Origin of the sequence: Burkholderia sp. WSM2232, from assembly GCF_000472545.1 — a bacterium.
Taxonomy (GTDB): Bacteria; Pseudomonadota; Gammaproteobacteria; order Burkholderiales; family Burkholderiaceae; genus Paraburkholderia.
Genome location: NZ_AWZV01000003.1, coordinates 61,326 through 86,699 on the forward strand (window position 1 = coordinate 61,326; position 25,374 = coordinate 86,699).

The window sequence follows — 25,374 nt, forward strand, 5'->3', positions numbered from 1 at the left end:
GTTGGCGCGTTTCTGTCCGCTCATCTCTCCTCATCTTGCACTGCCGTGCCGCTTATTTTTTCACACGACGGCCGACGCTGAGTTGCCAGTAGCGCTCGGCTGCGAACACGTCGTCGTAATTACCCGGGCCGAAGGCGCGCAACTGGCTCTGATACGCATGCACGGCCTCGCGCTTGAGTTCTGCACGGCGCTGGGTGTCGATCGTGTGGCCCGCGCTGGGATTGGCAGGCGTCGCCACGATGCCGCGCTGTGCGAGATCCGCCAGACGCGCCTGCACGACGCCCGGCGTACAGCGGTGAATCGCTTCTTCGTAGCCGAACCAGGCGAGATGCGACAGGCGCGGCAGAATCTCGCAGCAGGCTTCGAACACACGCACATGGTCGTCGTGATGCAAGCCGAGCGGCATCAGCAACGTGTTGGCCGTGGTTCGATAAATGGTTTCCTCCAGTTGCGCCGCCATTTTGCTGATCGACGGCGAATCGGCGTACTGGCTCTCGCGAAACGGCATGCGCAGCGGGATAGCGTCGAGCACTTCAAGCGCGCGGTTGTCTTCGAACGTGCGCTCGTGGATCGCTTCGTGCGCGTTGCCGAAGCCCGACTTCTCATCCCATTCGGTGTGCATCGTGTGCTCGGGCGGCGCGGCGAACACGGTGCAGACCGCAGCGTCGGGATGGGCGGCGAGCAATGCGCCGCAACTGAAGACGGCGTCGTCGAAATGCGGTGACACGATGAAAAGGCGCGGGCTGGTTTCGCTCATGGGCAGTCGGTGGTTTCGAAAACCATGCGCCGCGTGAAGGTTGGCGGAATGGGGCGTGATAATGGCGGCGTCACATCAGCTTAGGCGGAATTGCAGCGAGTTGCGCGGTTGATTCACAGTCCGCGTGTAGTTCTGGTGGCGATGGCTGTGAGTGCCCGGTCCTGCGCAAGGCGTGTGCCTAGAAGGGGCGTGCGGCTGTTTTTGGAACGCCGCCAACATGGCACGCGCCGCAGCGCTCAAATCCCCCGCAAATCCTCCGGCGTATCCACATCCCGCAGAATGCCCGCATCGTCGACATCGAGCCGCATCAGCCGTTCCGAAGCCAGCAGCGACCGCGCGCCGCTGTCGCCGTCGAGCGAAAGCAACGCTTCGCGATGCACAGCGCCGAACCCCACCGGATGCCCGCGCTGCCCCGCATAAAACGGCGCGACGAGGCAGGCGCCGCCGTCGAGCGCGCGCGCGACCGCGCCGATTGTCGAAGGCTCAATGCGCGGCATGTCTGCAAGCGCGACGATCCAGCCTTCGGCGTCCTCGCTCGCCTGAACGCCGGCGGCGAGGCTTGCTCCCATGCCGCGTTGGGCGGCGGGCGCGAACGCTACGTCGCAGCCCGCATCGTTCAGAAGACGCGCAAGCGCTTCGGCGCCCGGCCGCACCACCGCCAGCACGTGGGGCACGGCGAGCAACAGCCGCCGCGCGGCTTCCGCAGCCACGGGCGTGCCGTCGGGCAGGCGCGCGAGCAGCTTGTTCTGCACGCCGTGCGGATCGAAACGCGAGCCGACGCCGGCGGCAAGCAACAGGCCAGTGGCAAGCGACGCATAAGCCATGGGAAGCACCGGTCAATGAAATGCTTCCGATTGTGCGGCGCAACGCACGGCGAGGCAAGCGGCCCGCGTGGTTCAGATCCGCGTCGTTCAGACCCGTGCCGTCTGCAAGACCTTGTCGAGCGTGACCGGCAGATCCCGCACGCGCACGCCGGTTGCGTGATACACCGCATTGGCCAGCGCCGCGCACACGCCGGTAATGCCGATCTCGCCGATGCCGCGCACACCGAGCGAATTGATATGCGGATCAGGCCGGTCGAGAAACGTAATGTCAAGCGAACCGATGTCCGCATTCACCGGCACGTGGTACTCCGCGAGATTCGCGTTGGTAAAGCGCCCATAGCGCGTATCCAGCCGCGACTCTTCCTGCAACGCCGCGCCCACGCCCCACACAATGCCGCCGAGCATCTGGCTGCGTGCGGTCTTCGCGTTGAGCACGCGCCCCACGTCATATACCCCGACCACGCGCGGCACGCGGATCGTGCCGAGCTCCGCGTCCACCCGTACTTCGACGAATACCGCGCCGAACGAGTGAAACGAGTACTTCTGCTTCTCGTCGCCGGGCTTCACGGTAGACGTGGCCTCAATGGGCTTGCCGCCCGAGCGCGCAATGATCGCCGCGGCCGGATCGCGCCGCGCCGGTTGTGAGCGGCTCGTCACCCAGCCGTTCTCCACGGTGATGTCGTCGAGCGCGAGACCGTGTACCGGCGACGCGGGGTCGGCCAGCGCGAGCGCGATCAGTTGCGCACGCGCCGCGTTCGCCGCCTCGCGCACGGCCGGCGCCACGCTCGCCGCGGATTGCGAGCCGCCCGACACCGGCGCCTTCGGCAGCGACGAGTCGCCAAGCGCGAAGCGGATGTTCTCCGGCGCGAAGCCGAGCGCGTCGGCGGCGACCTGGGTCATCACCGTATAGGTGCCGGTGCCGATGTCCTGAGTGCCCGAGGCTACCATTGCTGTGCCGTCGGGCAGAATCCGCGCCGACGCGCCAGCCTCGCTGCGATTGGCCGGATAAGTAGCGGTCGCCATGCCCATGCCGATCAACGTGTTGCCGTCACGCATGGAACGCGGTGTGGGATTGCGCCGCGACCAGCCGAATTTTTCGGCGCCGACCTGATAGCACTCGCGCAGCGACTTGCCCGACCACGGCTTGTTTTCCTGCGGATCGACCTCCGCGTAATTTTTCAGGCGCAAGGCGAGCGGGTCCATTCTGAGCGCCACCGCCAGTTCGTCCATCGCCGACTCGAGCGCGAACGAGCCGGTGGTTTCGCCCGGCGCGCGCATAAAAGTCGGCGTGCCCACGTTGAGCGGCACGAGCCGGTGCGTGGTCTGCTGGTTCGGCACCGCGTAGAGCATGCGCGTGACCATGCAACAGGTCTCGGTCCAGTCTTCGATCATCGACGTGCTCGAGACGCTGTCGTGGCGCATGGCGGTGAGCGTGCCGTCGCGCCGCGCGGCCAGCACGAGGCGCTGTTCGGTGCGCGGGCGCGCGCCGACCGGCCCGAACATCTGCGGCCGTTCGAGCACGAGCCGCACGGGACGCCCGGTCTGTTTCGCAGCCATCGCGCATAACGACACATGCGACCACGACGAGCCTTTGCAACCAAAGCCGCCGCCGACGAACGGCGAAATCACGCGCACGTCCGCGGGGGAAATGCCGAGCGTCTTTGCGACTGCCTGCACCTCGCCGCTCACGCCTTGCGTCGAATCGTAGAGCGTGAGTTGCGGGCCGTCCCAGCGCGCCATCGTCGCATGCGGCTCCATAGGGTTGTGATGCTCGATGGGTGTCGTGTACGTCGCGTCGATATGCACGGCGCCGCTTTGCCGGCCGTCCTCGAAATTGCCGCGCTGCGTATCGGTCTGGCGTCCTTGTGGTTTGTCGGGGGCATGCGCGTTGGCCTTCGCCTGCGCGAAGTCGAGCGTAGCCGCAGCGGCCCGATAGGTAATGCGCAACTGGCGCGCGGCATCGGTCGCATGTTCGAGCGTATCCGCGACGACCACCGCGACGGGCTCGTTGTTGTAATGCACTTCGTTGTCCTGCAGCAGCGACAGACGGCGCCCGGCCGGCGGCGCCAATTGCGCCTTGCCGCCGTTCGGCAGACGCGGCGCGTTCTCATGTGTCATGACGAGCAGCACGCCTGGCATTGCCTGGGCGCGGCTGATATCGATCGACGCGATGGTGCCGCGCGCAATCGTACTCGTGACGAGCACTGCATGCGCCAGACGCGCTTCCGGAAACTCCGCCGCATAACGCGCTTCGCCGGTCACTTTGAGCAGACCGTCGGTGCGGTCCAACGGTTGACCGATCAGATTCATGCGACACCTCCCTGGCGGCCGGCGGCCTCGTTCACCGCGCGCACAATGGCGCGTTGCGCGAGCTGCACCTTGAAGCGGTTGCCGGCGAGCGGCCTCGCGTCGCTTAACGCTGCCGCCGCCGCGCGGGTCAGCGTGGCTTGCGTGAGCGGCTGGCCGTTGAGCGTTTGCTCGGCGGCGCTCGCCCGCCACGGTTTGTGCGCGACGCCGCCCAAGGCGATGCGCGCTGTCTGCACGCGCTCGCCGTCCATCTGCAACGCGGCGGCCACCGACACCAGCGCGAATGCGTAACTGGCGCGGTCACGCACTTTCAGATAATGCGAATGCGCGCTGAAAAGCGGCGGCGGAAGATCGACCGCCGTGATCAGTTCGCCGGGACGCAGCGTGGTATCCAGGTCGGGCCTGTCGCCGGGCAGCCGGTGAAACTCGGCGAATGGAATGCTTCGCTCGCCGGCCGGCCCGCTTACGCGCACCACGGCGTCGAGCGCCGCGAGCGCGACGCTCATGTCCGATGGATTCACCGCCACGCACTGCGAACTCGCGCCGAGAATCGCGTGCATGCGGTTGTGGCCTTGTAGCGCCGCACAGCCGCTGCCCGGCAGGCGCTTGTTGCACTGTAAAAACGCGGTGTCGTAAAAGTAAGCGCAACGGGTACGTTGCAGCAGATTGCCGCCAACGGTCGCCATATTGCGTAGTTGCGCCGACGCGCCGGACAGAAACGCCTGCGACAGCAGTGGATACTGTTCGCGCACCAGTGCATGATTAGCGGCGTCGCTGTTGCGCACGAGCGCGCCGATGCGAACGCCGCCGCCGGGCAGCGTCGCGATGTCGTCGAGTCCGCTGATATGCGTGATGTCGACGAGCCGCATGGGGCGTTCGACACCGCCCTTCATCAGATCGAGCAGATTCGTGCCGCCGCCGATGAAGACCGTGCCCGGCTGCTGTGCCGCTCGCACTGCACCTGCAATATCGGCGGCGCGTTCGTAGGAAATCGCATCCATTCGCTCGGCCTCACGCGTGCTCGGGGTTGTCGGATCGATCGTGTTGCCCGCGATCGACGTGAGGTTCGGCGCCGGCCGCGCTGGCCGCGCTCGCATTGGCGCCATTGCCTTCATGCGCGGCGCGTATCGCGGCCACGATGTTCGCATAGGCGCCGCAACGGCAAATATTGCCGCTCATGCGCTCGCGAATCTCGTCGTCGGAAAGTTGGCTGGGACGTCTGCGCACATCGGCAGTCGCGACGCTCGCCGCGCCGTTGCGAAACTCCTCCAGCAACGCTGTCGCCGAGCATAGCTGCCCCGGTGTGCAGTAGCCGCACTGAAATGCGTCATGCTCGATGAACGTGCGCTGTAGCGGACTCAATACACCGTTGCTTGCGAGCCCTTCCACAGTGGTGATGGTGTCCCCTTCGTGCATGACAGCAAGCGTCAGGCACGAGTTGATGCGGCGTCCGTTTGCGATCACCGTGCATGCGCCGCATTGTCCGCGGTCGCAGCCTTTCTTCGTGCCCATCAGTCCGGCGTACTCGCGCAGCGCATCGAGCAGGGTCACGCGCGGTTCGAGTTGCAACGAATAGGTGCGGCCATTCACGTTGAGCTCGACGGGTCTCGCCGGTACTGGCTGCGCAACGGGCGCCTGAGCGGCCGGCATGGCGGGCACCTGGCTTTGCGCGCGAAGGTGCGGTGCCGCACCGACGGTGGCCGCCGCCGCGGCCGATTGTAGAAAACGGCGCCGCGAAGGTTGATGCAAGGCGACTTCGTCGCCCGAATTTACACATTCGTTGTCTCTTGCCATAACGTTCTATTGACTCCGCTGAAAGGTCAATGCAGGCTGGCGATGCGTCGGTATACGAAGTGTCGTGCGAGAACAATTCAGGTTAGCAAACCCGGCGCCGCTGCGTGTGCACAGTCACGCAAAACGGTATTGCAGATAATGGAGACAAGCACAGATGACATCAGCCCTTCGAAGCAGCTCCGCGCTGTCGATTGCAATCGTCGTCGCGCTCGGTGTGAGCGCATGCCACGGGGGGCACGACGACGGTCCACCGCCGCCACAAGCGAACGCGTTGCCGGACTTCATCGTCGGCACGGTCAGAACGCAGTCGTATGACGGCAATAGTGACGACCTGCTGACGGCCGGACTCGGTAAAACCGGCCTCGCAGCCGCGACTGCGCCGGCCATTGCCAACGCCGCGCAACCCACGGCCGCCGAACTGCGGCGCCTCGCGATCTGGTCGAACTATCGCGCGCTCGTCGACATGACGAGCAACGGCGGCTATGGGCGCTTCTGGGGCCCCAATGTCGACCTGAACGGCAACGACACGTTGGGCGAAGGCAAGATTGCAGGCAAGGAGTACCTGGCTTTCGCGGATAACGGCAGCGGTAAGCAGAATGTCAGCGTGCTTGTGCAGATTCCGGCGAGCTTCAATGCGGATCAACCGTGCATTGTCACCGCCACGTCGTCGGGTTCGCGCGGCGTGTACGGCGCGATTTCCGCGGCGGGCGAGTGGGGCCTCAAGCGCGGCTGCGCGGTCGCGTACACCGACAAGGGCTCGGGCAGCGGCGCGCATGAATTGTCGACGAATCGCGTCACGCTGATCGACGGCACCTTGCAGGACGCGAGCGCCGCGGGCAAGGCGAGCCTCTTCACGGCGAACCTCGGCAACACCGATCTCGCCACCTTTAACAGTCAGTTCCCGAACCGCTACGCGTTCAAACACGCACACTCGCAGCAGAACCCCGAACAGGACTGGGGCAAGAACACCTTGCAGGCAATCCAGTTCGCGTATTGGGCGCTCAATGATTCATATGGCACGTTGAACGGCTCGACCCGCACTGTGCGCTATAAACCCGGCAGCATTCTGACCATCGCGGCATCGGTCAGCAACGGCGGCGGCGCTGCGCTTGCGGCGGCCGAACAGGACACGTCCGGCCTCATCAACGCAGTCGTGGTGGGCGAACCGCAAATCAACGTGCGTGTGCCTTCACAAGTGTCGGTCCTGCAGGGCGGCGTGCCCGTCGGCGCGTTCGGCAAACCGCTTGCCGACTACATGACGCTCGCCAACCTGCTCGAACCATGCGCGGCACTGGCGCCCGCGGCGACCGGCGCGCCTTATCTGACGACCCTGCCGCTCGCCACCACGACCGCGATTCGCACCGCGCGTTGCACGACGCTCGCGACCAACGGCGTGATTGCGGGCGGCGACACCGCAACCCAGGCGACCAATGCGCTGGCACTGCTGCATCAGAACGGCTATCAGACCGATTCCGATCTGCTGCACGCGCCGATGTGGGACTCGCAAGCGGTGCCGGCCGTAGCAGTGACTTACGCGAACGCCTATGCAAAAGCGAGCGTGACCGACAACCTGTGCAACTTCAGCTTCGGCACCACCAGTTCGACCGGCGCGGCCGGCGTGACGCCCGCCGTTTCGCCGATGCTCACCGTGTTCGGCAACGGCAACGGTGTGCCACCTACCAACGGTATCGGCCTGGTCTACAACGCGGGCACGGTGGGCGCGTTCGATCACCGTCTCGCCACGGTCGATGCGAGCTACGTAGGCGCGGCCTGTCTGCGCACGCTATGGACCAACGGCACGCTTACCGCGAACGTGGAACCTATCAAGGTGAACGCGAATCTGCATGGCAAGCCGACCATCATCGTGCAAGGCCGCGCGGACGCTCTCGTGCCGATCAACCATGCGTCGCGGCCCTACCTGGCGACCAATCAACTGGTGGAGGGCGGGGCGAGCAGGCTGTCGTTCTACGAAATCACCAACGGTCAGCACTTCGACGCGTTTCTTGGCGTGGCCGGCTTCGACACGCGCTTCGTGCCGCTGCACTACTACAACATTCAGGCGCTCAACCTGATGTGGAGTCACCTGAAAAACGGCACGCCGCTGCCGCCGTCGCAGGTCGTTCATACGGTGCCGCGCGGCGGTACGCCCGGCGCCGCGCCCGCCTTGACCACCGCGAACCTGCCGGCCATTGTGGCGACCCCTGGCGGCAATGCGATCACGGTCGCAAACGGGGCGGTGAACGTGCCGAACTGAGGCACGCTGGCTGACGGTGGCGGACCACACGCGCAGGGCGGTTGCGTTGCGCGCGTCGTTCCCTCGGCAATCGGGCCGCGGGTATGAACGATGCTACCGCTGAACGGCAACAAGCGCGTTGCAGAGGACAACCGATGCAGTTCGACTACAGGCATTTTCATATCGATTGCCGGGCACGCCACGCGGACGAAGGCGTCTACTACGCGCGTGCCCGGATCACTCGCATACCGCAGAAAAACGAGCATTTCCGCTCGCACGATTCCGGCGACATCGACGCCTTCCCGAACGAAGCCGATGCAATTTCCTGCGCGCGATCGTGGGCGATAGAGTGGTGCGATGAAGCGGCTTCGCAGTTGTCGAGCGAGGCGTCGTCGAAATAAGCTGGCTGTAGGGAGGAGTTGCCGTGGCGACGCTGCGCATTGCGACATTCAACATCAACGGAGTTCGTTCGCGCCAGGCGGCGCTCGTGCAATGGCTCGAGCGCGAGGCGCCGGACATTGTCTGCCTGCAGGAATTGAAGGCGGCGGACAGCGCATTTCCCGCCGACGCATTGCGCGACGCCGGCTATCACGCCATCTGGCATGGCCAGAGCGCATGGAACGGCGTGGCGATCCTGTCGAAGGGCGAGGCGCCGCTGGAGAGCCGCCGCGGCTTGCCGGGCTTCGAAGCCGACACGCATAGCCGCTATCTGGAAGCGGCCGTGGGCGGTTTGCTCGTGTGCTGTCTTTATCTGCCGAACGGCAATCCGCAGCCCGGCCCCAAGTTCGAATACAAGCTGAAGTGGTTCGACCATCTGATCGAGCACGCGGCGAATCTGCTCAAGAGCGGACATCCGGTCGTGCTGGCCGGCGACTTCAACGTCGTACCCACCGACGAAGACATTTACAACCCGCGCTCATGGCTGAAAGACGCGTTGCTGCAGCCCGAAAGCCGCGAACGCTACCAGCGCCTGCTCGCGCAAGGCTGGACAGACTCGCTGCGCAAGCACTTCGGGGATGAGCGCGTCTACACCTTCTGGGATTATTTCCGCCGCCATTGGGACACGAATTCGGGCTTGCGCATCGATCACATCCTGCTGAGTCCGGACCTCGCGCCGCGTTTGCGCGACGCGGGCGTGGACCGCTGGGTGCGCGGCGAAGCGCACGCCAGCGACCACGCGCCGACATGGGTGGAGCTCGACATGAGCGCAAGGCGCCGCAAGACGCGCGGCTAAAACGTTAGCGGACGATCGTCGCGCCTGGAGCCGGACGGACACGCGCCGCGACCGCGGGGATCGCCGCACTGGCCGGCGAGCTTTCGTCGATCGAGGTACGGCCGCCATCGTGGAAGAACGCCTGCTCCGCGGCTTTGTTCATCACCAGAATACTGATGCGCCGGTTGGTCGGTTCATCGACGATATTGCTGTTCAGGGGCAGCACGTCCGCGAGGCCGCGAACCTGCAGCAGCTTCTCGCCATGCATGCCGCCGGCAACCAGCGCGCGGCGCGCGGCGTTCGCGCGCTCGGACGACAGCTCCCAGTTCGAATAGCCAACAGGTCCGCCGGTGTAGGGCACCGCGTCCGTGTGGCCTGCAATCGAAATGCGGTTCTCCACGTCGTTCAGTGCCGCGCCGATCTGCGTCAGTATCGCAACCGCATAAGTTTGCAGCCGCGGGCTGCCCGACGCGAACATCGGGCGATTCTGCGAATCGACAATCTCGATACGCAAACCTTCATTCGTGATGGAGATGCGGATCTGGTCCTTGAACGCTTTCAGCGCAGGGGTTTGCTCGATCAGCGAAATGAGCTTTTCCTTCAGTTGCTGCAAGCGGGCCGCGTCGGCCGGCGCCACCGTCGGCACCACGTTCACTGGCGTGGCCGGCTCGATCTGCGTCTTCTTGCCGTCGCCGGGACGTGTGTCGGAAATGTCGCGGCCGCCGCCTTCTATCACGTTCGGGCGCGCGGAGGCCGTGCCCTGGCTGCCGCCGAGCAGGCTCGACAGCGGCGTGTTGAAGTAGTCCTCGATGCCCTGCTTGTCGAACTTCGACGTGGAGCCGAGCAGCCACATCAGCAGGAAGAAGGCCATCATCGCGGTGACGAAGTCGGCGTAGGCAATTTTCCATGCGCCGCCGTGATGGCCGCCGTGGTCGTCGCCCTTTTTCGAGCGACGCACGATGATCGGCGGCGGCGCCGCTTCCTGATCCTGCGAGCCGCGTGAACGTCTTTGCGTCATTACGCGGCTCCGCTTGCGGCAGGCTTAGGCGACTTGGTGGCGCGCACGGCGTCGTCGAGTTCCTGGAAGCTCGGACGGTCCGCGGTGAACAGCACCTTGCGGCCGAACTCCACGGCAATGGGCGGCGCATAGCCGGACAACGACGCAAGCAGCACCGCCTTCACGCATTGGAACGGCTTGGCTTCGGCGCGGCCCTTCGCATTCAGCAGATCGGCGAGCGGACCGATGAATCCATACGCGAGCAGAATGCCGAGGAAGGTTCCGACCAGCGCACCCGCGATCATCTCGCCGAGCACGGCAGGCGGCGCACCCACGGAGCCCATCGTATGAACCACGCCCATCACGGCCGCGACAATGCCGAAGGCGGGCAGGCCGTCCGCCATTTTCTGGATCGCGTTGGCCGCCACCGACGCCTCGGCATGATGCGTGGCCAGCTCTTCGTCCATCAGGTCCTGTACTTCGAGCACATTGACGTTGCCGCCCGACATCATGCGCAGATAGTCGACGATGAAATCGAGCAGATGGTGATCGGCAAGGACGTGCGGGTACTTCTGGAAAATCACGCTTTCTTCAGGGGCGAATACATCGGCTTCGAGCGACATCATGCCTTCCTTGCGTGCCTTCTGGAGCAGCTCGTAAAGCAGCGCGATCAACTCGAGATATTTTTCCTTCGTATAGCCGCCGCCCTTGAAGCAGGAAGGAATCGCCTTCAGCGTCTTCTTCAAGGTCGAGGTCGGATTGCTGACGACGAACGCGCCAATCGCTGCGCCAAAAATGCATAGCAATTCGAACGGTTGTATCAGGGCCGGCAAATGGCCGCCCACACCAATGAAGCTCCCTATGACGGAGCCGATCACCAACAGCCAGCCAATTGCGACAAACATAATTTCTCCGATATCTGGCGCGCCGCACGTCATGCGTCGAGAGAAGCCTTTCTCACAGGGCTTCGGCGTGCGTCACTGAATTTCCGCATGTACTGGTAAACGGCTCGAAAGGAAAATGCTGAAGTGGTGGCAACACCGAAAGCGGAAATTTGCGGGCTTGCACGGATGCGGAGAATGAATGCGCGCGGCATCGGTAAAAGATGCCCGCACCTTTTTACCGATCGCTCTGCTAGCATGCAATGCGACCGGGCATCAGGTCTCTCGAACGGATAGTGAACCTCACAAGAAGAACGGAGATGAGCATGAAAGCCAGCACCATTGCCGAGCGCGAAGCCCGTGGCCGTGCCGCGCGCGAAAAGTCGAAGCGCTCGAGCCACCGGACGGTCGGCGAACTGCAGCGCGATCCGCTGCCGTTGCTCAAGGAGAGCAGCGAGGGCCGCGTGCAGAACCTCGTACCGCTGCGCTATGGGCGCATGGCCGTGTCGCCGTTCACATTCTTTCGCGGCACCGCCATCCTGCAGGCGCATGACCTGAGCAAGGTGCACGATACCGGCCTTGTCATGCCAATTTGCGGAGACGGGCATCTGATGAATTTCGGCGGCTTTGCGACGCCCGAGCGGCAACTCGTGTTCGACCTCAACGATTTCGACGAAGTGTCGGTCGGCCCCTTCGAATGGGACCTGAAACGCCTCGCCGCGAGTCTCGTGATTGCCGCGCGGCATATGCGCCTGAGCCGTGGCAGCGCGGAAGATCTGGTGATGACCGCCATTGGCGAATATCGCAACCGCATGGCGCAATACGCTCAGTGTGGCGCACTCGAACTCTGGTACGAACGCATCACGTTCGACCGCATGGCCGACACCGCGCTCACGCCTGAGCGGCGCCGCGCTGTCCGTCGCGGCATGGAAAAGGCGGCGAGCCGCACGCACGAAAGTCTGTTCGAGAAAATGGCCGAGCATGACGGTCATCGCTGGGTGATTCGCGATGCGCCGCCCGCGCTCTTTCACGTGCTCGGCGCGAACACGCTCTTTACGGAGGAGGAGACCGAAGTGCTGAAGGGCGCGCACGGACACAAGATGCTGGACAGCATGTGGAGCGATTACGTCAAGACGATCTCGCACGATCGCCGCGAATTGATCGCGCACTTCGGGGTGCAGGACATCGTGTTCAAAGTGGTGGGCGTGGGCAGCGTCGGCACACGCTGCATGGCCGTGCTGCTCGTCGATCACATGGGCAAGCCGCTCTTTCTGCAGATGAAGGAAGCGAGGCCGTCGGTCATCGCGCGTTACTGCAAGACCCCACCGGTCAAACATCAGGGGGAGCGTGTCGTGCAGGGGCAGCGCATGCTGCAGGCCGCGAGCGACATTTTTCTCGGCTGGACCACGAGTCCACTTGGGCGGCATTACTACTTCCGTCAATTGCGCGACATGAAGCTGTCGGCCAACATCGAGCTATTCGATACCGACCTGCTGACCGGCTATGCGCAACTGTGCGGCTGGGTAATGGCGCGGGCCCATGCAAAGGCAAGCGGCCAGGCGGTGGAAGTGAGCGCCTATATCGGACGCGGCGATCAATTCGCCGAAGCGCTCGCCGCCTACGCGGCGAGTTACGCGGATCAGGTTGAGCGCGACTACGACGCCTTCGTCAAGGCATGCCGCAGCGGCGTGCTGCAAGCGCGTTCAGACGAGGACATGGCGGCGGACTTCCGTGTCTGAATCTTGCGGCGGGCTCGCTATCAAGCGTCGACGCGTGCTTCGCGCAGCGTCACGAAACGCAGCTTGTGCCGCCGAGCTGCTTCGACGATACGCGGCAGCACGGCAAGAATCAGCGGTTTGCCGTCGGCGGTGAGCGCGGCGTTGCCGTCGTGCAGCAGCAGAATGTCCCGCGCCGCGAGACCGTCGAGCAGGCGGCCCGCGACGATCTCAGGGTCGCGCTCGCGCGTGTCGTAGCCGCGCCGCGTCCACGCGGCGAGCCGCAGGTCCAGCTTGCGCAGCACCGGTTCGAGAAAAATGTTGCGCAGGCCGGCCGGCGCGCGAAAGAACATGGGCCGCTCGCCGCTCAGCTCTTCGAACGTGCGTTGCGCGGCATCGATCTCACGCCGCAGCGCATGTGGCAACGTGACAGAAAATGTATGCACATGGACCTGCGAATGATTTTCCAGCGCATGACCGCGCGCAACGATCTCACGAACGAGATGCGGATAACGCCGCGCCTTCTCGCCAATGCAGAAGAAGGTTGCGCGTACGCCTAGCGCGTCGAGCAGATCGAGCACTTGCGGCGTGACGACGGGATCGGGACCGTCGTCGATGGTCAGCGCAATCGCGTCCGCATTGCGCGAGCCGGCGGGCAGGCGCGTCCAGTTAGGACCGAGCAGCGAGGTGCGCGGCAGGAGGCCGGCCACCGTGAAAACCGCATGATTCGCGAAGATTGCCGCGAGCCACCACGGCCATGCTCGTGGTGCGACGAGCCACGCACCCAGCACGAGGACGTGCCACGCGGCGGTGGCGGTCAGCATGGCGGGATAGCCGGTTTGCGGCCAGCGGCGCAGCGGTGCCGGGCGGGCGTGGTCGGGTGTGGACAGTGGGTTCATAAAACGTGTATTCAACCTGCTTTCGATGCTTGCGCGGATCGGGCGGGCGCCACGAAGGCAACGTGCGCAATGCGTGGGGCGCGACGCGCCGACGCAACCTCGAACGATACCATTGATGCGCGAGCCGCCGCGCCGGCGGACAGGAATGGCAACGATAGCGCGCAGCCTTCAGCCTTCAGCCCGCAGCCTTCAGCCTTCAGCCTTCAGCCCTCAGCCCTCAGCCTTCAGCCCTCAGCCCTCAGCCTTCAGCCCTCAGCCCTCAGCCCTCAGCCCTCAGCCCTCAGCCCTCAGCCCTCGGCCCTCAGCCCTCAGCGTTCGGCCGTCGGCTTTCGGCGCGGGAAGCGCGTGGCGTGCGCATTTGTGATGAGCCCGGCGCTGCGGTAAGGTGCAAGGCACGGGCCCATGCGGGCCGGCAAACAGGGAGACACGCGGTGACAGTGACGGGAATCAGAAAAGTGGCATTGGTTACGGGCGCGGGCAGCGGCATTGGTCGAGCCTGTGCGTTGCGGCTCGCGGAACATGGCTATAGCGTCGTGCTCGCCGGCCGCCGCCTTGGCGCATTGGAGGCGGTTGCCGAAGAGGCTCGCGCGCTCGGCGGCGAGGCGCTGGCCGCGCCGTGCGACGTGGCGGACGCGGCGAGCGTCGGCGGCCTGTTCGATACGATCCGCGAACGCTACGGGCGACTCGACGTGCTCTTCAACAACGCAGGACGCAACGGCTCGCCGGTTGACATCGACGAACTGGACATCGACGAATGGCGCTCCGTGGTCGACATCAACCTCACGGGGACATTTCTCTGCACGCGCGCCGCATTCGGCCTCATGAAAACGCAGAATCCGCGCGGCGGACGCATCATCAATAACGGTTCGATCTCGGCGCACGCGCCGCGTCCGAACAGCGCGGCGTACACGGCTACCAAGCACGCGATTACCGGGCTCACCAAGGCCGTGTCGCTGGACGGCCGTAAATACGACATCGTGTGCGGGCAGATCGACATCGGCAACGCTGCCACCGACATGGCCGAGCGCATGGCACGTGGCGTGCCCCAGGCGAACGGCGAGATCGCGGTCGAACCGTTGATGGACGTCCGCCATGTCGCGGACGCCGTGCTGCATATGGCGCAATTGCCGCTGTCGGCGAACGTTCAGTTCATGACGATCATGGCGAGCAAAATGCCGTTCGTGGGACGCGGCTGAGCGCGGCGGCACGCAGCGCGGCGCGGGCGATCCACTTATACTGGGCGCTGTACAGCCCGTTGTTTGCGCTTCGCGCCTGGCTATCCGTTTCCGCGAATTCAGGTGACGTCATTCGCCGTGCCCCGTGCCGTATCCACCAGCGACCCCAAGCCGCAGCCGCCCGTGCAGCCCGATCTCGACGATTGTTGCCATAGCGGTTGCAGTCCGTGCGTGTTCGATCTTTACGACGAAGCGCTCGAGCGCTATGAGATCGCTGTGGCGCAATGGCAGGCGCGGCAGGAGCGGCAGACGGGGCAGGCAGGGCAAGCAGGGCGGTCGCGGCAGGTGAAAGGCGAGCGGAGCGCGCGCAACCCGAACCGGTCGGAAGCGAACACGCCGCAACCGGGCACGCCGCAACCGGACACGCCGCAACCGGGCACGCCGCAACCGGGCACGCTCCAACCAGACACGCTCCAACCAGACACGCTCCAACCAGACACGCCCCAACCAGACACGCCCCAACCAGACACGCCCCAAAATACCGCTGCCCGAAAAAAACCACCGGCCCAACTTCACGCCCGCAAGCGTCGCTGAACCCGCCATCGCGCGTTCATAGTCCATGCCGCAGCCATCACTTATCCGCCATGACCGACCATCCGCCCGCATCTGTCGACTCCGTTGCGCCGTTGAACGAATCGCACACGCTCGACGACCTGCATGACTTCGTGCAGCGCTATCCCCGGCTTTTCGTGCTGACAGGCGCGGGCATCAGCACGGACTCCGGCATTCCCGGCTATCGCGACGACAACGGCGAATGGAAGCGCTCGCCGCCCATCACGCTGCAGGAGTTCCTTGGCACCGATGCGATGCGTCGGCGCTACTGGGCGCGCAGCATGGTCGGCTGGCCCGTCGTCGCGCTGGCGCAGCCGAACGCGGCGCATGTCGCGCTGGCGCGTCTTCAGTCAGCGGGTCACGTTCCGACGCTCGTTACGCAAAATGTCGACGGTTTGCATCAGCGCGCGGGCAGCCGCGATGTGATCGAATTGCACGGCGGTATCGACGGCGTGATCTGCCTCGATTGCGGAACGCAGCATTCGCGCGCGGCGATCCAGCAGACGCTCGAAGCTGAGAACCCTGCGCTCCTGAACGTCACCGCCGAAACCGCCGCCGATGGCGACGCGCATCTCGAATGGCACGCACTCGAAACGTTCCGAGTGCCAGCGTGCGCGAATTGCGGCGGCCTGCTTAAACCGGCGGTGGTGTTCTTCGGCGAAAGCGTGCCGCGCGAACGGGTGGAGGCGGCTTCCCATGCGCTCGACGCCGCAGACGCCGTGCTCGTGGTCGGTTCTTCGCTAATGGTCTACTCGGGCTACCGCTTCTGCGTATGGGCGCAAAAGCAGCGTAAGCCGGTCGCCGCGATCAACCTGGGACGCACGCGTGCGGACCCGCTTCTCGCGCTGAAAATCGCGGCGCCATGCGCCGATATGCTGACCGCTCTTGCCGGCCGTCTCGCGCTAGATTGAGCGGCGAGCGCCTCCCGATCCAATGCATCCCACGCGGCTAACACAATTGAACGCTCACACATCATCATGACCGAACCTGTCCCGTCGATGCGGCAACGCTCGCCCTCTGCCGAACGCAACCGCGAGCCGATCCTTGCCGTGTTGCGCACCGTATTGCCCACGACTGGCCGCGTACTCGAAATTGCCAGCGGCACAGGGCAACATGCGGTCTGCTTTGCTGCAGCGCTGCCCGGTCTCGACTGGCAGCCGAGTGACGCCGACTTGCAGGCGCGCGAATCGGTAGCCGCATGGATCGAGCACGACAGCCCGCCGAACGTGCGCGCCCCGCTTGCGCTCGACGTGCGTCAGCCGGACTGGCAGGTCGGCACGATCGACGCGGTGGTGTGCATCAACATGATTCACATTGCGCCGTGGAGTGCAGCGCAGGCGTTGTTCGCCGGGGCGAGCCGACATCTGCGCGACGGCGGTGTACTGTTCCTCTACGGGCCGTACAAGCGCGGCGGCGCGCACACGGCGCCGAGCAACGCGGCATTCGACGAGCAATTGCGCAGCCGCGATCCGTCGTGGGGAGTGCGCGACATGGAAGAGGTCGTGGCGCTCGCGGCGTCGGCGGGATTCGTGTGCGACGAGCCGGTCGCGATGCCGGCCAACAATTTCAGCCTTGTATTCAGGAAGCACGCGCACGCGGGTGACGCGCGGTGACGGCGCCCCACATAGCGAAAGCGGCCTGGCTTGCCCGATAACAAGCGGCAAACCGGCATTTCTTTTATGCTTTCACCCTCGACGTCCGGCCCCGTTTGCTTGCGGCGCGGCGTCACGACACTTTTGGACACTGGAGAATTCACATGGGCAAACAGGCAATCGGCGTGGTGGGGCTAGCGGTCATGGGCCGCAATCTGGCGCTCAACATCGAGAGCCGCGGCCACGCGGTGTCGGTCTACAACCGTAGCCGCGAAAAGACCGACGAACTCATCGCCGAATATCCGGACAGGAAGCTGGTGCCGGCGTTCTCGCTGGAAGAGTTCGTGGAATCGCTCGAAAAACCGCGCCGCATTCTGCTCATGGTGAAGGCGGGCGAGGCGACGGACGCCACCATTGCATCGCTCAAGCCGCTGCTGGAAAAGGGCGATATTCTCATCGACGGCGGCAACACGCATTTCACCGACACCATTCGCCGCAATCAGGAACTGGCAAAGGCCGGGCTGCATTTCATCGGCACCGGCGTGTCGGGCGGCGAGGAAGGCGCGTTGAAAGGGCCGTCCATCATGCCGGGCGGCCAGCGCGACGCTTACGACCTGGTTGCGCCGATTCTCACCGAAATCGCCGCGAAAGCGCCGGACGGCGAGCCGTGCGTTGCCTACATGGGTCCGGACGGCGCGGGTCACTTCGTGAAGATGGTGCACAACGGCATCGAATATGGCGACATGCAGTTGATCGCCGAAAGCTATGCGGTGCTCAAGCAGGTGGCGGGCCTGTCGAATGAAGAACTGGGCAAGGTCTACACGGAGTGGAATCAGGGCGAGCTCGACAGTTACCTGATTGAAATCACATCGAAAATTTTCAGCAAGAAAGACGAGGAAACCGGCAAGGATCTCGTCGACGTGATTCTCGACCGCGCGGCGCAGAAGGGCACCGGCAAGTGGACGAGCCAGAATGCGCTCGACCTCGGCGCGCCGCTGCCGCTCATTACCGAAGCCGTGTTCGCACGCGTGCTGTCGTCGCTGAAGGATCAGCGCGTGGCCGCGAGCAAGGTGCTCGAAGGACCGACGGCGAAGCCGCTCGGCGCCGGGCGCGACGCCTTCATCGAATCGGTGCGTCGCGCGCTGTACTTCAGCAAGGTCATTTCGTACGCGCAAGGTTTTGCGCAACTGCGCGCTGCGTCGGAAGAGTACAAGTGGGATCTGGACTTCGGCACGATTGCGAAGATCTTCCGCGCCGGCTGTATCATCCGCGCCCGCTTCCTGCAGAAAATCACGGACGCATACACGAAGGACAAGGCGATCGCCAATCTGCTGCTCGACCCGTATTTCCGCGACATCGCGAGCAACTATCAGACTGCGTTGCGTGAAGTGGTGGTGGCGGCGATCAACGCGGGCGTGCCGGTGCCCGCTTTTGCATCCGCAGTGGCTTATTTCGACGCTTACCGCTCGGAGCGACTGCCCGCCAACCTCGTCCAGGCGCAGCGCGACTTCTTCGGCGCGCATACTTTCGAACGTATCGACAAGCCTGGCAGCTTCCACGCGAACTGGAGCTGAAGCGCTCGAGCCGCGTCGGCCGCCGCGCGCATGCAGCGCGGCGCGCGCGGCGGTGGGGCGATTCAGTGGCGACGGTCGGATTATTGCCGACAGCTATCGGCACGATAGGGGCGACTCTGGTTTGGTGGCCAACTATTGCAATTTTCGGAATAGAGTTTCGTCGTTTTAGGGGTTTCCCCTAGATGCTCTCGCTCCTAAACTTGTTTTCAAGCGCTAGGGACAAGCAAGGCCCGAAGCAAATCACAACAAGTTCTGGAGGTTATACATCATGAAGACTCTTATTTCCGCTGCTGTCGTCGCCGCTGCTCTGATCGCTCCGGTTGCTTCTTTTGCTCAATCGAACCAGCCGGTTACGCGCGCTCAAGTGCGCGCCGAACTGGTCCAGCTCGAAAAGGCGGGCTACAACCCGGCGAGCGACCGTACCGACTACCCGGCCAACCTGCAAGCCGCTCAAGCGCGTGTCAACGCTGAAAACGGCACGGCCCAGGCTTCCGCTCAGGTAGCGGACAGCGGCTACGGCGCACCGATCACTGGCAGCTCGCAAGCCGGCCGCGCAGTCACGACCGACCGTAGCTCGGTTTATTTCGGCAACTAATTGGTCACTGGCCAGCTGGAGTAGATGAAGCGCTGGCTCGCAGACAGGTAAGTGCTGTTGTAAAGAACGCCGCCATGGTTTGTCGCCATGGCGGCGTTTTGTTGTTTGCCGGGGCGACGACTGGGGCGTTCCGCGGGGCGCGGGTTGAGGCTTGAGCGAGGCGCGAGCGCTCAGCCCGAAGCCCGAAGCCCGAAGCCCGAAGCCCCAAGCCCCAAGCCCCAGCCCAGCCCCAGGTGCAAAGTGCCGGACACAAAGTCCAGAGCGTGAGGCACCCGTTCCGCCCACATCCACGCGGCACGCCCACCCTTGGCGCCGCGCGCTTCAGGCAATCAACGACCCGGCAAGTGCGGAATGGCCTCGTTGCTGGTCATCTTCAGTTGTTGCATCTGCCGGTGCGCCTTGTTCAGGTGCGCCTGCGCGGCGATGCGTTGCGCCTCCAGTTGCGACACCTCCTTGCGCACCTGATGCTGCCGGTTCGAGGCCGCCTGCTCCTGCGCGCTGCGTCGCTGCAGGTCGCTGCGCAGCCGCTCCGCTTCGGCCTCCGAGCGCGCGATCATGCGCGCCAACTGCTCGTTCTGCGCCTCGAGTTGCGCGCGGCGCGTTTCGCAGTCCGACAGGCGCGTCGCCTGGTCTTCGAAATGACGGAAAGCGGCTTCGGCGGCTTCGAGGTCGGCGGCTTTCAACGCGCGCCATAAAGCGCCTTCCTGATACAGCGCGACGTAATACGCCAGCTCCTTCGCATGAAACAGCAGGCTGACCGAGTAGGCAAAGCTGCGGAACACGCGAAACGGCGTGAGCGCTTCTTCTTCGGCCAGCCATTCGACTTCGGCGGTATTGGCGATCTGCACGCCGCGCGCGCTGACCTGGGACGGCACCGCCTGCACGGGCCGCAAGGTCAGCACCGGGCGCGGGCCGTGACGCGCGACGGCGGCGCCCGCAGCGCTCGCGGCCCTCGTGGCATTGGAAGCCGCACCGGAAGCGCCATCGGCCCCGGCGCCCGATCCGGGAGTCCCGTCAAGGTCGGCCCCGAAGTCGGCCCTCACGTCGGCCCTGAAATCGGCTCTCAAGTCGGCCCTGAAATCGGCCCTGAAGTCGGCACCACCGTCCGTCCTGGCGTCCGCCTCAACGTTCGCCCCAACGTTCGCCCCAACGTTCGCCCCAACGTTCGCCCCAACGTCCGCGCCGGCGTTCGTCCCGTGCTTGGACGCTGGGCTCGATGCGGCCCCGGACGCACGGCCGCGCGACACGTCGTCCGCGTCCGCGTTCCCTTCCGGGGAAGAAGCCGACGCGGCGGCAGGATTCTGCGCCATCCGCACGATATGGGATGGACCGGTCAGCACGCTACGGCGGTTCAGGAGACTTTTCACGGCGGTTCCTCCAGTTGACTCGCCCGACGGAACCAGACGGCGCCGGCAATCAGGCATTCCGGCAAACTGGTGGCTTGGGCGGTGAGCGAAAAGCGAAGAGTCAATGGCGCGGGCGGGCGGAGCGACGGCTCCACGGGCCACGCCCGGCTGCGCAGCGACGCGGATGTCGTCCGCGAGCGCAGCCTCAGTGCAGCGTGCGTTGCCGGGCTATGTCGTCGAATAGCGCGCGGCTCGGTTCTAGCGCAAGCAGCCAGGATTCGTCGTAGCCGCTCAGGTTGTCGAGCGCCTCGCGCAGCCGCTCGACGGCAAGCACGGGAATTTCCACGCGTGCTTCCACCCCGCTCGCCAGTCCGACGATGCTCGCCAGTTGCACGAGCGCGTCCGCAGCCTCGGCGACGTCGGCTGCGAAAACCAGATGGTTGTTCAGCAGTTCGACAAGTCCCGGCGACCCGGCGACGTCGTCGACGTTGAGTTGCACGGCCAGAAAGGTGGCTTTGTTCATCGTCAACTCCTTGCGGGATCCGGTAGTTTGGTCCGCGCCGCCTGGGCGCAGCAAGGTTGAGTATAGGTGAGGGGCACGAGGATTCAATGGTCACACCATTTCCGGGACGCGCCTTCCTGCGCGAGGCGCACGTGCCGCGCGACTTATAATGGCGTTCTCAACTGTGGCGCCCGCGGCTTGCGGCGGCGGCCATGTCAGGTTCGGACAGCGGCCCGCGCCGCACGGCGCGGTCTTTAGCGAGTGCCTTGGGGAACCATGAAGATCATACGCAGTAAGGGCTTCACCGCCACGCGCGCCTGGGGCGCGCTCGACATCGCCAATATGGGCGGCATCACCACGCGGCTGCATTGGACCGATCAACCGTACAAGTGGCATGTCAACGACGGCGAAGAAGTCTTTGCCGTGCTGGATGGCCGCGTCGAGATGCGTTATCGCGAAGACGGTGTCGAGCAGGCGACGATTCTGGAAACCGGCGATGTGTTCTATGCGTCGGTGGGCACCGAGCATGTCGCGCATCCGCTGGGCGCGGCGCGGGTTCTGGTGGTCGAGGCCGAGGGCAGCGTCTGAGTGCGGCGCCTGCTGTTGCGGCCGGCAGCGGCACGGCAAATGCTAAGGCATCGATTGAAGTCGATCGAATCACAAGATTGAATCAAAAAATGTCGAGGGACATCACATGACGAGACCATGGCAATGGGCGGGGACTCCATCGGTTGCAACCCGTCTGCTAGCGGCCGGCGGTCTGGCCGTGCTACTGAACGGCTGCACCAGCATGCCGTGGGACAGCACACCGTTCTACGGCAACACGCAAGCACGGCCCACCACGCTCGGCACGGTGCCGGTGCCGGCCGGCTTCTACCGCGTCAATCCGGGCGATACGCTTGCCGGCATTGCATCCGCCTACGGCCGTGGGCCGCAGGACCTCGCCGCATGGAATGGCCTGCCGGTAAATGCCGCCGTCGCCCCCGGCCAGGTGCTGCGCGTGGCTCCGCCAATGGCCTCGGGCAGTATCGTGACGCCGCCCGCCAGCGTGGCGCCCAACGCAGGCGCCCCAACCCGCGGACCGACGGCACCGCCCGCGCCGGCAGCGTCGGCGGTGCCGCAACAAGGTGTGCTGCAATGGCCGTTGCGCGGGCCCGTCCTGAAGACGTTCGCGGCGGGCCGCTCGAACGGCATTGTGATAGGCGGGCGTCCCGGCGATCCGGTCAAGGCCGCCGCCACCGGCCGCGTGGTCTACGCGGGTTCGGGCATCGAGGCGTATGGGCCGCTCATCATCATCAAACACGATGACTCGCTCATCACCGCATACGGGCAGAACAGCACGCTGCTCGTGAAGGAAGGCGATGCGGTCGCGCAAGGGCAGACCATCGGCGAAGTCGGCGTGGACGGTCGCGGCGTCGGCTCCATTCAGTTCGAGGTGCGGCAGAACGGCCAGCCGGTCGATCCACTGGCGTGGCTTCCGCGGCCTGGCGGTTAATGCGAGGTTGCGAGGCGCGCTCACGCCGGGTGATTGAACGACGTTGTTCCAAAGCCATCGCGCGCGAGGCGCCGACCCGGATCGTTCCAGAGCAGGCTCGCGCCGGCGCTCGAAGCCGACTCATCGGGCATATGCAAGCCGCGGCGGCGAGCGAGGCCTGCTCCCAGGCGCGCTCCCGCCGGGTATCAAGCCCCGCTGGTTGCATCCAATCCGCCGCACGCCCCGGCGGGCGTGGCGCAAATTGAATACACTGTGTGGCTCACGGCTGGCGCCCGCTGCGTTGCCCTCGCCCAGGCAAGCGGCAAGCGACAAGCGGCGCATTGGCCGGCTGTCACGGCTTCTCACTCGAAAAACGCACTGGGACACACACAATGATCGATTTGCGCAGCGACACCGTAACCCGTCCGACCGCCGCCATGCTCGCGGCCATGTCGGCCGCCGAAACCGGCGACGACGTCTGGGGCGACGACCCCACCGTGCTGCGTCTGCAAGCCACGCTCGCCGAGCGCACCGGCAAGGAGGCCGGCCTGTTCTTCCCGAGCGGCACCCAGAGCAACCTCGCGGCCTTGATGGCTCATTGCGCGCGCGGCGACGAATACATCGTCGGCCAGCTCGCCCACACCTACAAGTACGAAGGCGGCGGCGCGGCGGTGCTCGGCAGCATTCAGCCGCAGCCGCTCGAAAACGCGCCGGACGGTTCTATCCCGCTCGACAAGATCGCGGCCGCGATCAAGCCCATCGACAACCACTTCGCGCGCACGCGGCTGCTGGCGCTGGAGAACACCATCGGCGGAAAGGTGTTGCCGGAGGGTTATGTTGCTCAGGCCGTTCAGCTCGCGCGCGAGCGCGGCCTGTCGGCACACCTCGACGGCGCGCGCGTCTTCAATGCGGCGGTGGCGTCGGGCAAGCCGGTCGCGGCGCTGTGCGAGCCGTTCGATTCGGTTTCCATCTGCTTTTCGAAAGGGCTGGGCGCGCCGGTCGGCTCGGTGCTGGTGGGCAGCCGCGCGTTGATCGACCTCGCGCACCGCTGGCGTAAGGTGCTCGGCGGCGGCATGCGGCAGGCGGGCGTGCTGGCGGCGGCTTGCCTGTATGCGCTCGAGCACAATGTGGAGCGTCTCGCCGACGACCACGCGAACGCCGCGCATCTGGCCGCGGGGCTCGAATCCATCGATCAGGTGAAGGTGCAGTCCGTCGCGACCAACATGGTGTTCGCGCAGTTCCCGCAGCAGCATTGCGCGCCGCTGGAAGCGTGGCTCAAGGAGCGCGGCATTCTCACGCAGATGCTGTACGCCTCGCGCTTCGTCACGCATAAGGACGTGTCGCGCGCTGACATCGACACGTTCGTCGCGGCGGTGAAGGGGTACTTCGCCGCCCAATGACGGGGCGCAGCGCGCGTTGCGCAACCGCGCGCTTTCTATTTCGCGGACGCTTTCGCGTGCACGCCCGCGCGATGCGACGGCGCGAGAAGCCGCAATCCGCTCGCCAGACTCGCCGCGCCGGCAAAGAAAGCGCCGGCGCCGAGCGCGAGCGTCGGCCCATGCCGGCCCGCAATCCCAAAGCTCAACGCGACCAGGGCCGCGCCCGTGGTCTGCCCGAGCAGCCGTGCAGTCGCGATAATGCCGCTCGCGCCGCCGCTGCGCTCCGGCGGCGCGCTTGCCATCAGCGCTTTCAGATTCGGCGACTGGAAAAAGCCGAAACCCGCGCCGCATATCGCCATGCGGATGCCGATATCCAGCACATGCGGATGCACCGGCAGCAGCGCGAGCGACGCCATGCCCGCCGACATCACCGCAAGCCCCACCGCGCCGAGCAAACCCGGCGGATAGCGGTCCGACAGACTGCCCGCAAGCGGCGCCGCCAACGCGACCACCACCGGCCAAGGCGTCATCAGAAAGCCGGTTTCGACCTGGCTGCGATGCAGCACATCCTCGAAATAGAACGGCAGCGACACGAAGGCAAGCCCTTGCGCGGCGAACGAACAGACCGCCGTCAGTGCGGAGAGCGCGAACACCGGCCGCTTGAACAGATCGACGGGCAGCATCGGCGCGGGGTGGCCGGCCTCGCGGCGAATCAGCAGCACGCCGAAGACTACGGCGAGCGCCGCGGCGCCCAGCACCAGTTGAGTCGACGCTCGCTGCGCAGCTTCGCCGAGCGCAAAAATAAGCGCGGCGAACGTCACCACGTTCAGGAGCGCCGCGACCGGATCGAAGTTGTGTCTGCCGCGCTCGGTGTGCGGCAGCGCCGGCCACGCGAAGCTCAGCGCGAGCACGCCGAGCGGCACGTTGACCGCAAACAGCCACGGCCATGTCGCGACCGACAGAATCAGCGACGCCACCGTCGGTCCTACCGCGAACGACACGCCGACGATCAGCGCATTCGTGCCCAGCCCGCGCCCGAGCCGGTGCGGCGGATACAGAAAGCGGATCAGCGCGGTGTTCACGCTCATGATCGCGCTCGCCCCGAGCCCTTGCAGCACGCGTGCGCCGGCAAGCATCGGCAGAGTGGGAGCGATCGCGCACGCGAGCGACGCCAGCGTGAACAGCGCGATCCCGCCGATATAGATACGCCGATGCCCGACGATATCGCCGAGCGCCGCGAGCGGCAGCAGCGTGGCGACCATCGCCAGCTGGTACGCGTTGATGATCCACACGGAGGCCGCGGGCGCCGCGTGCAGATCGGCCGCGATTGCCGGCAGCGCGGTATTGGCGATCGCGGTGTCGAGCGTGGCGAGCGCGACCGCGAGCATGATCGCCACCATTGCGCGGCGGTTGGCGGCGGACATGGGGACATCCGCGGGAAAGGGCGGCGCGGCGGGACTGAGTCGTTCGGACAAGGCGTGGCTCGTCGGTATGTGCATAGCGAC

Annotated in this window: 23 protein-coding genes and 2 pseudogenes; 13 read left to right on the forward strand and 12 right to left on the reverse strand. The window is 65.3% G+C overall.

Translation table 11 applies throughout. From position 1 onward, the window contains the following. Positions 1-52 precede the first annotated feature (52 nt). The 5 genes from F757_RS0100280 to F757_RS0100300 form a co-directional block, all read right to left on the reverse strand. Positions 53-757: a PIG-L family deacetylase gene (locus tag F757_RS0100280; protein ID WP_027209604.1), complete on the reverse strand. Its 705-nt coding sequence runs from the start codon at positions 755-757 to the stop codon at positions 53-55. Positions 758-993: 236 nt separating this feature from the next. Beyond that, on the reverse strand, positions 994-1,581 hold the full coding sequence (locus F757_RS0100285) for a nucleotidyltransferase family protein (RefSeq protein WP_027209605.1): 588 nt from the start codon (positions 1,579-1,581) through the stop codon (positions 994-996). Between the two features lie 87 nt (positions 1,582-1,668). Continuing rightward, a complete protein-coding gene (locus tag F757_RS0100290; protein ID WP_027209606.1) occupies positions 1,669-3,891 on the reverse strand; it encodes a xanthine dehydrogenase family protein molybdopterin-binding subunit in 2,223 nt (740 codons plus the stop codon). Continuing rightward, complete coding sequence (locus tag F757_RS0100295; protein WP_027209607.1) at positions 3,888-4,889, reverse strand: FAD binding domain-containing protein; 1,002 nt, start codon at positions 4,887-4,889, stop codon at positions 3,888-3,890. The genes F757_RS0100290 and F757_RS0100295 overlap by 4 nt, the downstream gene beginning before the upstream one ends. A 10-nt stretch (positions 4,890-4,899) precedes the next feature. Beyond that, on the reverse strand, positions 4,900-5,682 hold the full coding sequence (locus F757_RS0100300; protein ID WP_027209608.1) for a 2Fe-2S iron-sulfur cluster-binding protein: 783 nt from the start codon (positions 5,680-5,682) through the stop codon (positions 4,900-4,902). A 154-nt stretch (positions 5,683-5,836) separates the two neighbouring features. Here F757_RS0100300 and F757_RS0100305 point away from each other — a divergent pair, with 154 nt between their 5' ends. The 3 genes from F757_RS0100305 to F757_RS0100315 all read left to right on the forward strand — a co-directional run bounded on the left by F757_RS0100305 (position 5,837) and on the right by F757_RS0100315 (position 9,149). Next, positions 5,837-7,936, forward strand: coding sequence for a D-(-)-3-hydroxybutyrate oligomer hydrolase (locus F757_RS0100305; protein WP_027209609.1), 2,100 nt, complete (start codon positions 5,837-5,839; stop codon positions 7,934-7,936). Between the two features lie 134 nt (positions 7,937-8,070). Continuing rightward, complete coding sequence (locus tag F757_RS0100310) at positions 8,071-8,316, forward strand: hypothetical protein (protein ID WP_027209610.1); 246 nt, start codon at positions 8,071-8,073, stop codon at positions 8,314-8,316. A 23-nt stretch (positions 8,317-8,339) separates the two neighbouring features. After that, positions 8,340-9,149, forward strand: a complete 810-nt coding sequence (locus F757_RS0100315) for an exodeoxyribonuclease III (protein ID WP_027209611.1) — start codon at positions 8,340-8,342, stop codon at positions 9,147-9,149. A 4-nt stretch (positions 9,150-9,153) separates the two neighbouring features. Here F757_RS0100315 and motB read toward each other — a convergent pair whose 3' ends face one another. Both motB and motA read right to left on the reverse strand, forming a co-directional pair. Continuing rightward, positions 9,154-10,146: a flagellar motor protein MotB gene (motB, locus tag F757_RS0100320; RefSeq protein WP_027209612.1), complete on the reverse strand. Its 993-nt coding sequence runs from the start codon at positions 10,144-10,146 to the stop codon at positions 9,154-9,156. Next, entirely contained in the window at positions 10,146-11,030 is an 885-nt protein-coding gene (gene motA / locus F757_RS0100325; protein ID WP_027209613.1) for a flagellar motor stator protein MotA, read from the reverse strand. Before motA ends, motB begins: the two co-directional genes overlap by 1 nt. A 302-nt stretch (positions 11,031-11,332) precedes the next feature. Here motA and F757_RS0100330 point away from each other — a divergent pair, with 302 nt between their 5' ends. Beyond that, positions 11,333-12,745 (forward strand): DUF2252 domain-containing protein, encoded by a 1,413-nt coding sequence (locus F757_RS0100330; RefSeq protein WP_027209614.1) that lies wholly within the window; start codon positions 11,333-11,335, stop codon positions 12,743-12,745. 20 nt (positions 12,746-12,765) lie between these two features. Here the strand turns inward: F757_RS0100330 and F757_RS0100335 are convergent, their stop codons facing one another. Further along, positions 12,766-13,620 (reverse strand): polysaccharide deacetylase family protein, encoded by an 855-nt coding sequence (locus F757_RS0100335; RefSeq protein ID WP_027209615.1) that lies wholly within the window; start codon positions 13,618-13,620, stop codon positions 12,766-12,768. Between the two features lie 431 nt (positions 13,621-14,051). Here F757_RS0100335 and F757_RS0100340 point away from each other — a divergent pair, with 431 nt between their 5' ends. Continuing rightward, entirely contained in the window at positions 14,052-14,816 is a 765-nt protein-coding gene (locus tag F757_RS0100340; RefSeq protein ID WP_027209616.1) for an SDR family oxidoreductase, read from the forward strand. 162 nt (positions 14,817-14,978) lie between these two features. Next, positions 14,979-15,032 (forward strand): annotated as a pseudogene (locus F757_RS36955) (oxidoreductase-like domain-containing protein); the annotation flags it as partial. 189 nt (positions 15,033-15,221) lie between these two features. Here the strand turns inward: F757_RS36955 and F757_RS36960 are convergent. Then, positions 15,222-15,461: pseudogene (locus F757_RS36960) on the reverse strand (hypothetical protein); the annotation flags it as partial. Between F757_RS36960 and F757_RS0100350 the strand changes: the two are divergent. The 4 genes from F757_RS0100350 to F757_RS0100365 all read left to right on the forward strand — a co-directional run bounded on the left by F757_RS0100350 (position 15,440) and on the right by F757_RS0100365 (position 19,168). Next, positions 15,440-16,318: an NAD-dependent protein deacetylase gene (locus F757_RS0100350; RefSeq protein WP_027209617.1), complete on the forward strand. Its 879-nt coding sequence runs from the start codon at positions 15,440-15,442 to the stop codon at positions 16,316-16,318. The pseudogene F757_RS36960 and the gene F757_RS0100350 overlap by 22 nt on opposite strands. Before the next feature lie 66 nt (positions 16,319-16,384). After that, complete coding sequence (locus tag F757_RS0100355) at positions 16,385-17,020, forward strand: DUF938 domain-containing protein (RefSeq protein ID WP_027209618.1); 636 nt, start codon at positions 16,385-16,387, stop codon at positions 17,018-17,020. Between the two features lie 143 nt (positions 17,021-17,163). After that, positions 17,164-18,573, forward strand: a complete 1,410-nt coding sequence (gndA, locus tag F757_RS0100360; RefSeq protein WP_027209619.1) for an NADP-dependent phosphogluconate dehydrogenase — start codon at positions 17,164-17,166, stop codon at positions 18,571-18,573. Between the two features lie 268 nt (positions 18,574-18,841). Next, positions 18,842-19,168, forward strand: a complete 327-nt coding sequence (locus F757_RS0100365; protein ID WP_027209620.1) for a DUF4148 domain-containing protein — start codon at positions 18,842-18,844, stop codon at positions 19,166-19,168. A gap of 329 nt (positions 19,169-19,497) precedes the next feature. Here the strand turns inward: F757_RS0100365 and F757_RS0100370 are convergent, their stop codons facing one another. Both F757_RS0100370 and F757_RS0100375 read right to left on the reverse strand, forming a co-directional pair. Continuing rightward, complete coding sequence (locus tag F757_RS0100370; protein ID WP_027209621.1) at positions 19,498-20,535, reverse strand: DUF2968 domain-containing protein; 1,038 nt, start codon at positions 20,533-20,535, stop codon at positions 19,498-19,500. A 184-nt stretch (positions 20,536-20,719) separates the two neighbouring features. Beyond that, positions 20,720-21,037 carry a hypothetical protein gene (locus tag F757_RS0100375; RefSeq protein WP_027209622.1) on the reverse strand — a complete coding sequence of 106 codons (318 nt, stop codon included), beginning with the start codon at positions 21,035-21,037 and terminating at the stop codon, positions 20,720-20,722. A 255-nt stretch (positions 21,038-21,292) separates the two neighbouring features. Here F757_RS0100375 and F757_RS0100380 point away from each other — a divergent pair, with 255 nt between their 5' ends. From F757_RS0100380 to ltaE, 3 genes are all read left to right on the forward strand, one after another. Beyond that, positions 21,293-21,604, forward strand: coding sequence for a cupin domain-containing protein (locus F757_RS0100380; RefSeq protein ID WP_027209623.1), 312 nt, complete (start codon positions 21,293-21,295; stop codon positions 21,602-21,604). A 106-nt stretch (positions 21,605-21,710) separates the two neighbouring features. Next, complete coding sequence (locus F757_RS0100385) at positions 21,711-22,511, forward strand: peptidoglycan DD-metalloendopeptidase family protein (protein WP_027209624.1); 801 nt, start codon at positions 21,711-21,713, stop codon at positions 22,509-22,511. Positions 22,512-22,882: 371 nt separating this feature from the next. Next, a complete protein-coding gene (ltaE, locus tag F757_RS0100390) occupies positions 22,883-23,890 on the forward strand; it encodes a low-specificity L-threonine aldolase (protein ID WP_027209625.1) in 1,008 nt (335 codons plus the stop codon). Positions 23,891-23,925: 35 nt separating this feature from the next. Here ltaE and F757_RS0100395 read toward each other — a convergent pair whose 3' ends face one another. Next, positions 23,926-25,293: an MFS transporter gene (locus tag F757_RS0100395; protein WP_027209626.1), complete on the reverse strand. Its 1,368-nt coding sequence runs from the start codon at positions 25,291-25,293 to the stop codon at positions 23,926-23,928. Between the last annotated feature and the right edge of the window lie 81 nt (positions 25,294-25,374).

Excerpts from the sequence above, each read along its gene's own strand:
- F757_RS0100305 (WP_027209609.1), top strand. The coding sequence starts at position 5,837 with ATGACATCAGCCCTTCGAAGCAGCTCCGCGCTGTCGATTGCAATCGTC.
- F757_RS0100385 (WP_027209624.1), top strand. The coding sequence starts at position 21,711 with ATGACGAGACCATGGCAATGGGCGGGGACTCCATCGGTTGCAACCCGT.
- F757_RS0100380 (WP_027209623.1), top strand. The coding sequence starts at position 21,293 with ATGAAGATCATACGCAGTAAGGGCTTCACCGCCACGCGCGCCTGGGGC.
- F757_RS0100290 (WP_027209606.1), bottom strand. The coding sequence starts at position 3,891 with ATGAATCTGATCGGTCAACCGTTGGACCGCACCGACGGTCTGCTCAAA.
- F757_RS0100335 (WP_027209615.1), bottom strand. The coding sequence starts at position 13,620 with ATGAACCCACTGTCCACACCCGACCACGCCCGCCCGGCACCGCTGCGC.
- F757_RS0100375 (WP_027209622.1), bottom strand. The coding sequence starts at position 21,037 with ATGAACAAAGCCACCTTTCTGGCCGTGCAACTCAACGTCGACGACGTC.
- F757_RS0100280 (WP_027209604.1), bottom strand. The coding sequence starts at position 757 with ATGAGCGAAACCAGCCCGCGCCTTTTCATCGTGTCACCGCATTTCGAC.
- F757_RS0100330 (WP_027209614.1), top strand. The coding sequence starts at position 11,333 with ATGAAAGCCAGCACCATTGCCGAGCGCGAAGCCCGTGGCCGTGCCGCG.
- motB (WP_027209612.1), bottom strand. The coding sequence starts at position 10,146 with ATGACGCAAAGACGTTCACGCGGCTCGCAGGATCAGGAAGCGGCGCCG.
- F757_RS0100395 (WP_027209626.1), bottom strand. The coding sequence starts at position 25,293 with ATGTCCGCCGCCAACCGCCGCGCAATGGTGGCGATCATGCTCGCGGTC.
- gndA (WP_027209619.1), top strand. The coding sequence starts at position 17,164 with ATGGGCAAACAGGCAATCGGCGTGGTGGGGCTAGCGGTCATGGGCCGC.
- ltaE (WP_027209625.1), top strand. The coding sequence starts at position 22,883 with ATGATCGATTTGCGCAGCGACACCGTAACCCGTCCGACCGCCGCCATG.
- F757_RS0100300 (WP_027209608.1), bottom strand. The coding sequence starts at position 5,682 with ATGGCAAGAGACAACGAATGTGTAAATTCGGGCGACGAAGTCGCCTTG.
- F757_RS0100350 (WP_027209617.1), top strand. The coding sequence starts at position 15,440 with ATGACCGACCATCCGCCCGCATCTGTCGACTCCGTTGCGCCGTTGAAC.
- F757_RS0100285 (WP_027209605.1), bottom strand. The coding sequence starts at position 1,581 with ATGGCTTATGCGTCGCTTGCCACTGGCCTGTTGCTTGCCGCCGGCGTC.
- F757_RS0100355 (WP_027209618.1), top strand. The coding sequence starts at position 16,385 with ATGACCGAACCTGTCCCGTCGATGCGGCAACGCTCGCCCTCTGCCGAA.
- motA (WP_027209613.1), bottom strand. The coding sequence starts at position 11,030 with ATGTTTGTCGCAATTGGCTGGCTGTTGGTGATCGGCTCCGTCATAGGG.
- F757_RS0100365 (WP_027209620.1), top strand. The coding sequence starts at position 18,842 with ATGAAGACTCTTATTTCCGCTGCTGTCGTCGCCGCTGCTCTGATCGCT.
- F757_RS0100295 (WP_027209607.1), bottom strand. The coding sequence starts at position 4,889 with ATGGATGCGATTTCCTACGAACGCGCCGCCGATATTGCAGGTGCAGTG.
- F757_RS0100310 (WP_027209610.1), top strand. The coding sequence starts at position 8,071 with ATGCAGTTCGACTACAGGCATTTTCATATCGATTGCCGGGCACGCCAC.